This window comes from Vibrio sp. YYF0003, assembly GCF_036350715.1.
Classification (GTDB): domain Bacteria; phylum Pseudomonadota; class Gammaproteobacteria; order Enterobacterales; family Vibrionaceae; genus Vibrio; species Vibrio natriegens.
Window position 1 is genome coordinate 66,060 of the sequence record NZ_JAZDWA010000011.1, and the last position, 13,549, is coordinate 79,608.

The window sequence follows — 13,549 nt, forward strand, 5'->3', positions numbered from 1 at the left end:
GTCACTGCGAATTCTGATTAGCAATGACGACGGTGTTTATGCTCAGGGAATTCATGCGCTTGCAGATGAATTAAGAGACATTGCCGAAGTGACAATTGTTGCGCCAGACCGAAACCGTTCTGGTGCTTCAAACTCGCTGACCTTAGAGCAGCCGCTTCGAGTGACACAGATTGCACCAAACACATATTCTGTTCAGGGAACACCGACGGATTGTGTTCATTTTGCTTTAAATGAGTTAATGAAAGATGACCTGCCAGACCTTGTTCTGACTGGTATCAATCATGGGGCAAATTTAGGTGATGACGTCCTGTATTCCGGGACTGTCGCTGCCGCAATGGAAGGGCACTTTCTCGGTGTTCAGTCTGTTGCATTTTCATTGGTTGGAAAGCGCCATTTTGAGTCTGCGGCAAAAATTGCTCGCAAGCTCGTACAACAACATCTCGCTATGCCAATTCCAACCAACCGCTTGTTGAACGTGAATGTCCCTGATCTTCCTTTGGAACAACTGGGCCAAATTGAAGTCACCCGCTTAGGTGCACGTCATCACGCAGAGAACATGATAAAGCAGAAAGATCCACGAGGGCATGATATTTACTGGTTAGGTCCTCCAGGAAAAGAGCAAGATGCTGGTGAGGGTACTGACTTTTATGCGATTGAGCGCGGTCGGGTTTCTATTACCCCGTTGCAAGTTGATCTTACGGCTCATGAATCACTGCGTGCTATGGATAGTTGGTTGAAGGAAGAGAAGTAATGAGTAACCCACATGCTGACCGGTTGATTGAATACCTCGTCGCCAGTGGCATTAAAGATCAACGTGTTCTGGATGCGATACATCACCTGCCGAGAGAACGGTTTGTTTCTCAAGCGATGATGCACCAAGCCTATGACAACAATGCGTTACCGATTGGTCAGGGACAAACTATTTCTCAGCCTTACATTGTTGCACGTATGACGGAGTTATTAGAACTTGAGCCTTCAAGTAACGTTTTGGAAATTGGCACTGGCTCTGGTTATCAAACTGCGGTTTTAGCGCAACTTGTCGAGCGTGTGTACTCCGTTGAACGCATTAAGTCTTTACAGTGGGAAGCCAAGCGTCGCCTCAAGCAACTTGATATCTACAATATCTCTACTAAACATGGAGATGGGTGGCTTGGTTGGGAAACGAAAGGTCCATTTGATGCCATTATTGTCACCGCAGCAGCAGAAGTCATTCCCCAAGCACTTCTGGCGCAGTTGAAAGACGGTGGTAGGATGGTTATCCCTGTTGGTGAAACGGAACAACAACTATTGAAGATTGAACGTAAAGGCGATGAGTACCTTTCCACCGTGGTGGAGATGGTGCGGTTCGTTCCTTTAGTGGCGGGTGATTTAGCGTAAGGGTTAAAGATTGGTGAGTAAGTTATTACGTCGAACTAGTATTAGCTTTATGTTAGCTGCAGGACTTCTCGGTTGTGCGGCTCACTCACCAGCGCCTGTTTCTAGCTTAAAAAAAGATTACTCAAATGTTGAGCGAGGCAGCTATAGAGGGAGTTACTATGAAGTAAAGAAAGGAGATACACTTTATTTCATAGCATACGTCACAGATAAGGATGTAAATGACCTCGTTCGTTACAATGAGCTTGCTCAACCTTACACTATCTATCCAGGTCAGCGTCTAAAACTTTGGGCTCCGAAATATATTGCTCCGAAATATGGGCAAAAAGTGGAACCCGTTGTGGCACCTATAGTTGCGAAGACTCCGGCTCCAGTGACTAAAATATCAACGGTATCCAAGCCTGTTGATTCAAGTAAAAGCTCTACCCCAAAAGTGCAGCCAACTACCCCTAAAGTGGTGCAAAAACAGCCTCCAAAGAAGGTTGAACAATCCAAAACAAAGGAGTATGTTGGTTCAAAAGATAACCAAAATGTGAAGAAAAATCCGTCTACAACGACTACTAAAAATGCGAACGTATCGAAGTGGTTGTGGCCAACAAAAGGGAGAGTAATCAAGAACTTCTCGGCGGGAGAACAAGGAAATAAAGGTATTGATATCGCAGGACAGCGTGGTCAGCCTATCGTTTCAACCGCAGCCGGCACTGTTGTTTATTCAGGCAATGCACTACGAGGTTATGGCAACCTAATTATAGTGAAGCATAATGACAATTATCTAAGCGCATATGCCCATAATGACAAGCTGCTGGTATCCGAAGGACAAAGTGTTAACAGTGGACAAAAAATCGCAACCATGGGTAGTTCTGGTTCGAAATCCGTCAAACTGCACTTTGAAATTCGCTACCAAGGTAAATCAGTGAATCCAAAACGCTATTTACCGTAAAACTTTGAATAACAACTTGCGAAACCATTTAGCGACATATTGAGTTGTCATGTCTTGCTAACTCGCCAGGGGGAGGCGTTATGAGTATCAGCAACACAGTAACCAAAGTTGAAGAGTTTGATTTTGACGATGAGTCAGTGAAGACCGTTGCGAGTCAACTCGGAAAATCATCATCCACAGAAAGCAAAACTGCTGCGCGTGAAGAATTCGATGCAAGCAGCAAGAGCTTAGATGCCACCCAATTGTATCTAGGTGAAATTGGCTTCTCACCTCTACTCACTGCTGAAGAAGAAGTGCTTTATGCTCGACGCGCATTACGTGGCGACGAAGCTGCTCGTAAGCGCATGATCGAAAGTAACTTACGCTTAGTTGTAAAGATCTCTCGTCGTTACAGCAACCGCGGTTTAGCCCTTCTGGACCTTATTGAAGAAGGTAACCTTGGCTTGATCCGTGCAGTTGAGAAATTCGACCCGGAACGCGGTTTCCGTTTCTCTACCTATGCAACATGGTGGATTCGACAAACGATCGAACGTGCGTTGATGAACCAAACTCGTACTATTCGTCTACCGATTCACGTTGTGAAAGAGCTGAACATTTATCTGCGTACTGCGCGTGAACTTTCTCAGAAGCTCGATCATGAACCAACAGCCGAAGAGATTGCAGCGCAACTTGATATTCCTGTTGAAGATGTCAGCAAAATGCTTCGCTTGAATGAGCGTATTAGTTCTGTCGACACGCCAATTGGTGGTGATGGTGAAAAAGCACTACTTGATATCATTCCAGATGGTAACAATTCTGACCCTGAAGTTTCGACACAAGATGACGACATCAAGTCTTCTCTAATCCATTGGCTTGAAGAGTTGAACCCGAAACAGAAAGAAGTTTTGGCTCGTCGTTTTGGTTTATTAGGTTATGAACCTTCAACGCTGGAAGAAGTAGGGCGTGAAATTGGACTCACTCGTGAACGCGTTCGCCAGATCCAAGTGGAAGGTCTACGTCGTCTACGCGAAGTATTGATTAAACAAGGCCTGAATATGGAGAACTTGTTTAACGTCGAAGATGACTAATCGACATACATAAAGAGAAAAGGCTATGGGGAACCATAGCCTTTTTGCGTTTTAAGCAGGGTATCCAATTACAGCTAAAGCATTTTTTTCAAACGATACAGTTCTTCGAGTGCCTGGCGAGGCGTCATCTCATCGGGATCGATGTTTGATAAAGCTTGCTCAACTTCGCTTGGCTCAGGAATGAGGCTGAGCTGATTCGCCACATCGACCGCTCCCGGGCGAGGAGAGTCGTTACCATGACTTAACTGTTCAAGTTGAGATAACTTCGCACGTGCATTTTTGATCACGGTTTTTGGGACACCAGCCAGGCCAGCAACCGCAAGACCGTATGATTTGCTGGCTGCACCTTCTTGAACTGCGTGCATAAACGCAATGCTGTCTCCATGCTCGACCGCGTCTAAGTGGACATTGGCCAGATTTGGCAACTGGCTTGGTAGTTCAGTCAGCTCAAAGTAGTGGGTGGCGAACAGTGTCATCGCGCCGATTTGTGTTGCCAGCCATTCTGCGCTTGCCCATGCCAAAGACAGACCATCATAAGTACTGGTGCCTCGACCAATTTCATCCATCAGTACTAAGCTGTTTTTCGTCGCGTTGTGCAGAATGTTCGCTGTTTCCGTCATTTCCACCATAAACGTTGATCGCCCGGAGGCTAAGTCATCAGAAGCACCAATACGAGTGAAAATACGATCTAACGATCCAATCTGAGCTGATTCAGCTGGAACGTACGAACCAATGTGAGCCATCAGCGCGATCAATGCAGTTTGGCGCATGTATGTCGATTTACCACCCATGTTCGGACCCGTAATGATCAACATCTTACGCTGTGGGTTGAGCTCTATTGGGTTGGCGATAAATGGGTCACTGGTGACTTGCTCTACAACAGGGTGGCGACCTGATTGGATCTGGATTCCCGGCTCTTTGACTAATGTCGGACGGCAATAATCGAGTGAATCAGCACGTTCTGCCAGGTTTTGCAGTACATCCAATTGAGAAACGGCAGAGGCCAAATTCTGTAACTGTTCTAGGTTCGGCATCAACAGATCAAACAGACCTTCCCAAAGCTGCTTTTCTAACGCGAGTGCTTTTGACTTAGAGTTAAGCACTTTGTCTTCGTGTTCTTTCAGCTCAGGAATGATGTAGCGTTCTGCGTTTTTAAGAGTTTGGCGACGCACATAGTGTGGCGGTACCAAATGGCTTTGACCACGGCTAACCTGAATGTAGAAGCCATGCACATTGTTGTAACCAACTTTAAGCGTATCAATGCCATGACGCTCACGTTCGTCCGATTCGAGTTTTTCTAAGTATTCTGTTGCGCCATCAGCGAGTTTACGCCACTCATCCAGTTCTTCATTATATCCCTCTGCGATAACGCCACCGTCGCGAATCACAACAGGAGGGTTTTCTTTGATTGCACGTTCGAGTAATTCGCACACGTCATCGATTGGTGCTGCAAACTGAGCCAGCTTCACGAGGTATGGATGAGTCAATGAGGCAGTAATGGCTTCTAGCTCTGGCAATTGCTGCATAGCGTGACGCAGACGAGCCATGTCACGAGGACGGGCAGATCGTAACGCCAGACGGGCTAAAATTCGTTCAATATCACCAATCTGCTTTAAAGTGGGCTGAAGATCGGTAAATAGGCTTTGGTCTTTAATTTCACCGATGGCATCAAGGCGATTGTTTAATGTATCGATGCAGCGCATTGGTTGATGGAGCCAACGCTTGAGCATGCGGCTTCCCATTGGGGTTGCACAGTGATCGAGAACAGCGGCCAACGTATTGTCTGTCGAGCCTGCAAGGTTTTGAGTAATTTCGAGGTTACGACGCGTGGCGGCATCCAGAATGACAGAGTGATCCTGACGATCAAAAGTCAAAGAACGAATGTGTGGTAGTGCAGTACGCTGTGTGTCTTTTACATACTGGATCAAACAACCTGCGGCACATAAGCCAAGTGCTGCGTGTTCTACGCCAAAGCCAATCAAGTCTTTGGTACCGAATTGCTGATTCAGTTGTTGTTTCGCGGTATCTAATTCAAATTCCCATACTGGACGACGACGGTTACCGTTGCGACTCGACATCAAATGGACGGGCTCAAAATCTTCAGGAAACAGTAACTCACGTGGTGCGGTGCGTTGCAGTTCAGCCGCCATTGCCTCTTCGGTTTCAGGTTCCGTTAATTGAAAACGGCCTGAAGTGACATCCAGTGTCGCGTAACCAAACTTACCGTTGTGGTGATAAATCGCCGCAATCAAGTTATCGAGGCGCTCGGAAAGAAGAGCTTCGTCAGTGACGGTACCCGGAGTAACAATGCGTACGACTTTGCGCTCAACAGGGCCTTTACTGGTCGCGGGATCACCGATCTGCTCACAGATTGCGACAGACTCACCAAGCTGAACAAGTTTGGCCAAATAGCCTTCTACGGCATGAAATGGCACACCCGCCATAGGAATAGGCTCTCCTGCAGATGCACCACGTTTAGTCAATGAGATATCAAGCAGTTGGGAGGCACGCTTAGCATCATCATAGAAGAGCTCGTAGAAATCGCCCATGCGGTAAAACAGCAAAATATCAGGGTTCTCAGCCTTTAGCTTGAGGTATTGCTGCATCATCGGAGTGTGTTTTTGTTCAGCTTTCACAGGTAAGTTCTTTTGTTTATTTCCGGAGCGGCTTAGGATACGTGAATCCCTATCAAGTAAAAAGAGACAAAGGGCATTTTGGCTATGGAAAGAATAACAAAATTAAGCGCAGATTTAGGTGTGTTACTCGAGCAGCATGGACATGTGATGACGACCGCGGAATCCTGCACCGGAGGTGGTGTTGCTGCCGCTATTACTGACATTGCTGGCAGTTCTGGCTGGCTGGATCGTGCATTTGTGACTTACAGCAATGAAGCGAAAATGGAGATGCTCAGTGTTAAGCAAAAGACACTGGAAATGCACGGCGCCGTCAGTGAACCCGTTGTGATTGAAATGGTTCAAGGAGCGCTTGAGCATTCGAATGCAACGATAGGCGTCTCGATCAGTGGTATTGCCGGACCAGGTGGTGGCAGCGAAGAAAAGCCCGTTGGGACTGTATGTTTTGCATTTGCAGATAATCAACAATGGCTTTTGGTTGAAACCATGCATTTTGACGGTGATCGTGCAGCTGTTCGTGAACAAGCCGTGTTTCATGCACTGACTCGAATCTATCAGCATTTGGATGAGAAAATTTAAAAGTACGTTAGCCCAGACGTGATAAGCTCTGCGGCAAAGTTATACGTAGATCAGCTAAAGTTTTTTCTATACAGGTATAGACACTGTATGAATCAACAGTATAATAACTTTCATTGCTGAGCGATTAACTGCTCAAGAAAAGTTTAATGACTATTCGTCGCCCAAAAAGATGAATAAATCGGAGAAAGTAATGGACGAGAACAAACAGAAAGCGCTCGCCGCTGCGCTAGGTCAAATTGAAAAACAATTCGGTAAAGGCTCAATCATGCGCCTTGGCGATAACCGCGCAATGGACGTAGAAACCATCTCAACGGGTTCTCTTTCTCTTGATATCGCTTTGGGTGCTGGTGGCTTACCGATGGGTCGTATTGTCGAAGTATACGGTCCGGAATCTTCGGGTAAAACGACACTAACTCTTGAGCTTATTGCAGCAGCACAGCGTGAAGGCAAAACTTGTGCGTTTATCGATGCGGAGCACGCTCTGGATCCTGTATACGCGAAGAAGCTTGGCGTAGATATCGATGCACTTTTGGTTTCTCAGCCTGATACGGGTGAGCAAGCGCTAGAAATCTGTGACGCATTAGCGCGCTCTGGTGCTATCGACGTAATGGTTGTCGACTCTGTTGCAGCACTGACTCCAAAAGCAGAAATCGAAGGCGAAATGGGCGACAGCCACATGGGTCTTCAAGCTCGTATGCTTTCTCAAGCGATGCGTAAGCTAACAGGTAACCTGAAGCAGTCTAACTGTATGTGTATCTTCATCAACCAAATCCGTATGAAGATTGGTGTGATGTTCGGTAACCCAGAAACAACAACTGGCGGTAACGCACTTAAATTCTACGCATCGGTTCGTCTTGATATCCGTCGTACTGGCGCAATCAAAGAAGGCGACGAAGTTGTGGGTAACGAAACCCGAATCAAAGTAGTTAAGAACAAGATTGCAGCACCATTTAAAGAAGCAAACACGCAGATCATGTACGGTCAAGGCTTTAACCGCGAAGGCGAGCTGGTAGACTTAGGCGTGAAGCACAAACTGGTTGAAAAAGCAGGCGCTTGGTACAGCTACAATGGCGACAAGATCGGTCAGGGCAAGGCAAATGCTTGTAATTACCTGCGTGAACATACAGAAGTTGCTCAGACTATCGACAAGAAACTTCGTGAGATGCTTTTGTCTCCAGCTGTAGCTGAGGGACCTGAAGCCGGTGAAATGCCAGAGAAGAAAGAAGAAGAGTTTTAACTTCGACTTTAAATAAAAGATATAAAAGCCCTGCGACGCGGGGCTTTGTTGTATTTGCTATATCTAAAGTGCTGAACAACAAATCTGTACAGGAAAAATAGGTTTAGGATCATCATGTACCAAAAGCGTCAAGCGCCAACTCTTTCAAGTAAAGAAGCTGCGATTCAGTTACTGAGCCGTCGTGACCACGGACAGTACGAGCTATATCAAAAGCTGGCATTGAAAGGGTATGAAGAAGCCGATATCGAAGCCGCGATCAATTTTTGTCTGGATCACAATTATCTTGATGATTTGCGTTATGCCAAAAGCCAGATTCGCCAACATGTCTATAAAGGTCATGGTGAACGCAGGATCCGTCAGGAATTAGCCCAAAAGCGCGTAGCGGAATCGGTTGTCGATGAAGCGATGATGGAAGAGCCACAAGACTGGTTTGAACTGGCAAGAATGGCGGCTGAAAAAAAGTTCAAAGGCATAAAAGCTAAAGACCAGAAAGAGTACGCCAAACAGGTGCGTTTTATGCAATATCGTGGATACAGTTTTGACCAAATCAGCTATGCACTGAGCTTTGACGAACATGATTGAGTGGGATTCTCCAGCATTTTTTTTTGTTTTTCTTCAAAATTATTCCTCTAAGACCTCTTTTCCGTAAGAAAACTAGTCGTAGCTGATTGCTTGATCTACAATACGGCGAAATTCTAACTCGACTATTTTCAGGAAGAGCTGCATGTACATGAGCACTGACGAGGTTCGTAACTCGTTCCTCAAGTTCTTTGAAAGCAAAGGACACCAAATCGTAGAAAGTTCATCGTTAGTACCACATAACGACCCAACCCTGCTGTTCACAAACGCAGGTATGAACCAATTTAAAGATTGCTTCTTAGGCTTGGAAAAACGAGCCTATACTCGAGCGACTACGGCTCAACGTTGTGTACGTGCTGGCGGTAAACATAATGACCTGGAAAACGTAGGTTTCACAGCTCGTCACCATACTTTCTTCGAGATGCTAGGTAACTTCAGCTTTGGTGATTACTTCAAAGAAGACGCGATTTCATTCGCTTGGGAATTTTTGACTCAAGTACTGAAACTACCTCAAGAGCGTCTACTGGTTACTATCTACGAAACCGATGATGAAGCATTTGATATCTGGAACCAAAAGGTAGGCGTTCCAGCAGATCGTATCATCCGTATTGGTGATAAAAAAGGTGGTAAACCATACGAGTCAGACAACTTCTGGCAGATGGGTGACACAGGTCCTTGTGGTCCATGTACTGAAATTTTCTACGATCACGGTGAGCACATCTGGGGTGGTCGCCCTGGTACTCCTGAAGAAGATGGTGACCGTTTCATCGAGATCTGGAACAACGTATTCATGCAGTTCAACCGTCATGCCGACGGTACTATGGAGCCGCTGCCAAAACCATCTGTTGATACAGGTATGGGTATTGAGCGTATCTCTGCGATCATGCAAGGCGTTCACTCAAACTACGAAATCGACGTATTCCAAACTCTGATCAAAGCAGCTGCTGAAGTAGTTGGTTACGAAGACCTGTCTAACCAGTCTCTACGTGTTATCGCAGACCATATTCGTTCATGTTCATTCTTGATCGTTGATGGCGTGATGCCTTCAAATGAAGGTCGTGGTTACGTTCTACGCCGTATTATCCGTCGTGCTGTTCGTCATGGTAACAAGCTTGGTGCACAAGGTGTTTTCTTCTACAAACTGGTTGGTGTACTTGCAGAAGTCATGGGTACTGCTGGTGAAGAACTGAAGCGTCAACAAGCGGTTGTAGAGAAAGTACTGCGTATCGAAGAAGAAAACTTCGGTCGTACGCTTGATCGTGGTATGTCGATCCTGAACGAAGCGCTAGATAACCTGGATGGCAAAGAGCTAGACGGTGAAACAGTATTTAAACTTTACGACACCTACGGCTTCCCTGCTGATTTAACTAACGACGTTGCTCGTGAGCGTGAGTTCACTATCGACGAAGAAGGTTTTGAGAAAGCAATGGAAGAGCAGCGTCAACGTGCTCGTGAAGCTGGCCAATTCGGTACAGACTACAACGCGACAATCAAAGTGGACGCAGAAACTGAGTTCTGTGGTTACACAGGCACAAAAGGTTCAAGTTCTGTCGAAGCCATGTTCGTTGAAGGCAACGAAGTTGAATCACTGTCAGCAGGCGATAAAGCAATCATCGTACTTGGTGAAACACCGTTCTATGCTGAGTCAGGTGGTCAGTGTGGTGACGCTGGTGAGATTCGCACAGAGTCTGGCGTATTCCGTGTAGAAGACACTCAGAAGCTAGGTAATGCAATTGCGCATTACGGTGTAATGGCTGAAGGCGTTCTGGCGAAAGGTGATGATGTTGCAACAATCGTAGACGCTGAGCGCCGAGCTGCAACTTCACTAAACCACTCTGCTACACACTTACTGCACGAGGCACTACGTCGCGTATTAGGTGAGCACGTGCTACAGAAAGGCTCTCTAGTTCGACCTGAAAACCTACGTTTTGACTTCTCACACCTTGAAGCGGTAACGGCTGCAGAGCTAAAAGAAGTGGAACGTCTGGTTAATGCTCAAATTCGTCGTAACCACGCTATCGAAACCAATATCATGGACATCGAGTCTGCGAAGCAGAAAGGTGCGATGGCATTGTTCGGTGAGAAATACGACGATGAAGTTCGCGTACTATCGATGGGTGACTTCTCGACAGAGCTATGTGGTGGTATCCACGCATCTAACACGGGTGACATTGGCTTGTTCAAGATTACGTCGGAAAGCGGTATTGCTGCGGGTATTCGTCGTATTGAAGCGGTAACAGGTGAAGCAGCTCTAGACGTAATCGAAGCTCAAACAGCTAAGTACGAAGAGAAACTGGCAGAATCTGCGCAAAAATCGAAAGCGCTTGAAAAAGAAATTCAAAAGCTGAAAGACAAGATGGCTGCGGCAGAAAGTGCAAACATCATGGGTAAAGCGGTAGAAGTTAAAGGTACAAAAGTATTGGTTGCGGCGCTAGAAGGTGCTGACAGCAAAAACCTACGTACTATGGTTGATGACATCAAGAACCAAATGGGTTCTGGTGTTGTACTTCTGGCTAACATCACGGGTGACAAAGTTGGTTTGATCGCTGGTGTAACTAAAGATCTGGTTGGCAAAGTCAAAGCGGGTGATTTAGTTAAAATGGTAGCAGAGCAGGTTGGTGGTAAAGGCGGCGGTCGTCCTGATATGGCGCAAGCTGGCGGTACTGACGTAGCGGCACTTCCAGAAGCAATCAAAACTGTTCAGCCTTGGCTAGAAGAGCGCTTGTAACAAGCTATAAATAACAAATATACGCTCAATCAATTTGTTTTGATTGGGCGTAATTTTTTTAAGTTGACCAAGTGGTTTAATGGACCAGAGATTAAGCTGGCCCACTAAGCTGCTTGGTTTTTCTTGTAACTACCACTTATATAAACAGAATGTATGTGGTCCGAATGAGACTTTGGTCTTGGGAAGGTGAAGACTGGTGAAAAAGCCCCTTATCGTGCAAAAGTTTGGCGGAACCTCTGTGGGTTCAATTGAAAGAATCCACCAAGTTGCTGAACACATCATTAAGGCGAAAAATGATGGTAATCAAGTTGTTGTAGTTGTGTCTGCTATGTCAGGCGAAACCAATAGGCTTATGGACCTAGCTAAACAGGTAGATAGCGTTCCTACAGCCCGAGAACTTGATGTTTTGCTCTCTGCTGGTGAGCAAGTGTCGATGGCACTGTTGGCGATGACACTGAACAAAATGGGTCATCCTGCACGCTCACTTACCGGAGCACAGGCGAACATTGTGACTGATAACCAGCACAATGACGCAACGATTAAGCACATTGATACTACGAGAGTGATGGCATTGCTTGAACAAGAGCATGTCGTTATCGTCGCAGGTTTTCAGGGTGTGAATGAAAATGGGGATATCACCACATTAGGTCGAGGAGGCTCAGATACGAGCGCAGTGACACTGGCTGGTGCACTACGTGCTGATGAGTGTCAAATCTTTACCGACGTTGATGGTATTTATACTTGTGACCCACGTGTAGTAAAAACGGCGCAAAAAATGGCAGTGATTGACTTTCCTTCAATGGAAGCAATGGCAAGCCGTGGTGCTAAAGTTTTACATTTACCTTCGGTGCAATATGCATGGAAGAACAATGTACCACTACGCGTGCTTTCTACATTCGATGTGAATGAAGGTAGTTTAGTTAAGGGAGAGATTGGCACACAAGCCATCTCTGGTATAGCTATTCAACGAGACCTTGCCATTATTGAAGTAGATAAAGAACATTTGTCCAGTGCTACAAAGCAATGTCAGATGCTAGGTATCGATATCTGGAATGTGATCGAGGAAACAGAACGGACAGGTATCATGATAAAACAAGATGCATGTGCCAAGTTCGATCTGGTGTTCAGCGATAAAATCCGTAATAGTGAAATGGTAAGCCTGTTGACCGCAGTAGGGCTTGAGGCCAATGGATTGGTCGAGCATGCATGCGATTTGCTGGCTGAGCAAGAGATTGCGATCAATTTCTGCGCAACGAATGCACTCACTATGATGCTAGTATTATCTCCTGACTGTGTGGATATGGCGGCAAACATTCTTCATGATGCTTACATTACGTCTAGTGAAGCGTTAAGCATTCAGCAAAAACATGCCCTAATAGGGTGATTTCGCTAACAAGGTAGTTTACGAAAATATAACTTTTGTTGGATAATAGCGTGATAGCAAGAAAATTTAGAGATTACTCAAGGAGCATAGAATGCTAATTTTGACTCGTCGCGTAGGCGAAACACTGATGATTGGTGATGAGGTAACTGTAACTGTACTAGGTGTTAAAGGTAACCAAGTGCGCATCGGCGTTAACGCTCCGAAGGAAGTGTCAGTTCACCGCGAAGAAATCTACATGCGCATTCAAGCTGAAAAAGGCAATGGTAACGTTGCTTCAGGTAACTACTAAGTATCATCTGTTTACAGAGCTTAGTTTGAATGAAAAAGGCTAGCCGAAGGGCTGGCCTTTTTAGTTTCTGATAAATGTCATTTTTTCAGAGAAGACTCTCTTTTTTTCATCATAATAGGGTGGTAAAGTTCGTTTAATAGTCACTTTGATTAAATCGGCATCGGTTAAGTGTTTTTTGCGGTTTTTTTCAAAGAAAGTGTTTGACATATTTTCGGTAAAACGTAATATGTGCCTCCGCAAGACGGTGAGGTGGCCGAGAGGCCGAAGGCGCTCCCCTGCTAAGGGAGTATGTGGTTTGTAGCCGCATCGAGGGTTCGAATCCCTCCCTCACCGCCATTCTTGCCTTGTTTGAGTTAGCATCCAAACAAAGAACAAAAGTGCGTCCTTAGCTCAGCTGGATAGAGTACCTGGCTACGAACCAGGCGGTCGGAGGTTCGAATCCTCCAGGACGCGCCATATTCTTTTACATTATTCTTTGATGATGTATTTGAGTATGAATAATGTGGTGAGGTGGCCGAGAGGCCGAAGGCGCTCCCCTGCTAAGGGAGTATGTGGTTTGTAGCCGCATCGAGGGTTCGAATCCCTCCCTCACCGCCATTTATTGACGTAGCAGTCAATTTTTTTTGTTCTAAAACAAAGTAATGTGATTTATTTCACAAAAAGTGCGTCCTTAGCTCAGCTGGATAGAGTACCTGGCTACGAACCAGGCGGTCGGAGGTTCGAATCCTCCAGGACGCGC

11 protein-coding genes and 4 tRNA genes are annotated in these 13,549 nt (G+C 45.8%); 14 read left to right on the plus strand and 1 reads right to left on the minus strand.

Annotation, left to right across the window (positions count from 1 at the left end; all coding sequences use genetic code 11):
- Window positions 1-4: 4 nt before the first annotated feature.
- From surE to rpoS, 4 genes are all read left to right on the plus strand, one after another.
- On the plus strand, window positions 5-751 hold the full coding sequence (gene surE / locus V1U08_RS21405; RefSeq protein ID WP_024372917.1) for a 5'/3'-nucleotidase SurE: 747 nt from the start codon (window positions 5-7) through the stop codon (window positions 749-751).
- Window positions 751-1,377 (plus strand): protein-L-isoaspartate(D-aspartate) O-methyltransferase, encoded by a 627-nt coding sequence (locus V1U08_RS21410; protein WP_014232979.1) that lies wholly within the window; start codon window positions 751-753, stop codon window positions 1,375-1,377. The genes surE and V1U08_RS21410 overlap by 1 nt, the downstream gene beginning before the upstream one ends.
- A gap of 13 nt (window positions 1,378-1,390) precedes the next feature.
- Window positions 1,391-2,314, plus strand: a complete 924-nt coding sequence (locus V1U08_RS21415; protein WP_330471388.1) for a peptidoglycan DD-metalloendopeptidase family protein — start codon at window positions 1,391-1,393, stop codon at window positions 2,312-2,314.
- Window positions 2,315-2,394: 80 nt separating this feature from the next.
- Window positions 2,395-3,381 carry an RNA polymerase sigma factor RpoS gene (gene rpoS / locus V1U08_RS21420; protein WP_024372915.1) on the plus strand — a complete coding sequence of 329 codons (987 nt, stop codon included), beginning with the start codon at window positions 2,395-2,397 and terminating at the stop codon, window positions 3,379-3,381.
- 74 nt (window positions 3,382-3,455) lie between these two features.
- On the opposite strand, the gene mutS is transcribed toward rpoS, so the two are convergent.
- Window positions 3,456-6,017, minus strand: coding sequence for a DNA mismatch repair protein MutS (gene mutS, locus V1U08_RS21425; RefSeq protein WP_330471389.1), 2,562 nt, complete (start codon window positions 6,015-6,017; stop codon window positions 3,456-3,458).
- A gap of 84 nt (window positions 6,018-6,101) precedes the next feature.
- Between mutS and pncC the strand changes: the two genes are divergently transcribed.
- The 10 genes from pncC (at window position 6,102) to V1U08_RS21475 (ending at window position 13,548) form a co-directional block, all read left to right on the plus strand.
- Window positions 6,102-6,593 carry a nicotinamide-nucleotide amidase gene (gene pncC, locus V1U08_RS21430; RefSeq protein ID WP_330471390.1) on the plus strand — a complete coding sequence of 164 codons (492 nt, stop codon included), beginning with the start codon at window positions 6,102-6,104 and terminating at the stop codon, window positions 6,591-6,593.
- A 190-nt stretch (window positions 6,594-6,783) separates the two neighbouring features.
- Entirely contained in the window at window positions 6,784-7,830 is a 1,047-nt protein-coding gene (gene recA / locus V1U08_RS21435; protein ID WP_014232974.1) for a recombinase RecA, read from the plus strand.
- Between the two features lie 114 nt (window positions 7,831-7,944).
- Complete coding sequence (recX, locus tag V1U08_RS21440) at window positions 7,945-8,412, plus strand: recombination regulator RecX (RefSeq protein ID WP_065297372.1); 468 nt, start codon at window positions 7,945-7,947, stop codon at window positions 8,410-8,412.
- A gap of 142 nt (window positions 8,413-8,554) precedes the next feature.
- Window positions 8,555-11,137, plus strand: coding sequence for an alanine--tRNA ligase (gene alaS, locus V1U08_RS21445; protein WP_330471391.1), 2,583 nt, complete (start codon window positions 8,555-8,557; stop codon window positions 11,135-11,137).
- Between the two features lie 196 nt (window positions 11,138-11,333).
- A complete protein-coding gene (locus V1U08_RS21450) occupies window positions 11,334-12,521 on the plus strand; it encodes an aspartate kinase (RefSeq protein ID WP_330471392.1) in 1,188 nt (395 codons plus the stop codon).
- Between the two features lie 91 nt (window positions 12,522-12,612).
- Entirely contained in the window at window positions 12,613-12,810 is a 198-nt protein-coding gene (gene csrA, locus V1U08_RS21455) for a carbon storage regulator CsrA (protein ID WP_004415691.1), read from the plus strand.
- A 243-nt stretch (window positions 12,811-13,053) separates the two neighbouring features.
- Window positions 13,054-13,146, plus strand: a tRNA-Ser gene (locus tag V1U08_RS21460).
- A gap of 43 nt (window positions 13,147-13,189) precedes the next feature.
- Window positions 13,190-13,266: transfer RNA gene (locus V1U08_RS21465), tRNA-Arg, on the plus strand.
- A 48-nt stretch (window positions 13,267-13,314) separates the two neighbouring features.
- A tRNA-Ser gene (locus tag V1U08_RS21470) sits at window positions 13,315-13,407 on the plus strand.
- 67 nt (window positions 13,408-13,474) lie between these two features.
- Window positions 13,475-13,548 (plus strand) — tRNA-Arg (locus V1U08_RS21475).
- The last annotated feature ends 1 nt before the right edge of the window (window position 13,549 follow it).

Bases quoted from the DNA above. Each gene is read 5' to 3' on its own strand.
- alaS (WP_330471391.1), top strand. From the start codon at position 8,555: ATGTACATGAGCACTGACGAGGTTCGTAACTCGTTCCTCAAGTTCTTT.
- recA (WP_014232974.1), top strand. From the start codon at position 6,784: ATGGACGAGAACAAACAGAAAGCGCTCGCCGCTGCGCTAGGTCAAATT.
- recX (WP_065297372.1), top strand. From the start codon at position 7,945: ATGTACCAAAAGCGTCAAGCGCCAACTCTTTCAAGTAAAGAAGCTGCG.
- pncC (WP_330471390.1), top strand. From the start codon at position 6,102: ATGGAAAGAATAACAAAATTAAGCGCAGATTTAGGTGTGTTACTCGAG.
- csrA (WP_004415691.1), top strand. From the start codon at position 12,613: ATGCTAATTTTGACTCGTCGCGTAGGCGAAACACTGATGATTGGTGAT.
- V1U08_RS21410 (WP_014232979.1), top strand. From the start codon at position 751: ATGAGTAACCCACATGCTGACCGGTTGATTGAATACCTCGTCGCCAGT.
- rpoS (WP_024372915.1), top strand. From the start codon at position 2,395: ATGAGTATCAGCAACACAGTAACCAAAGTTGAAGAGTTTGATTTTGAC.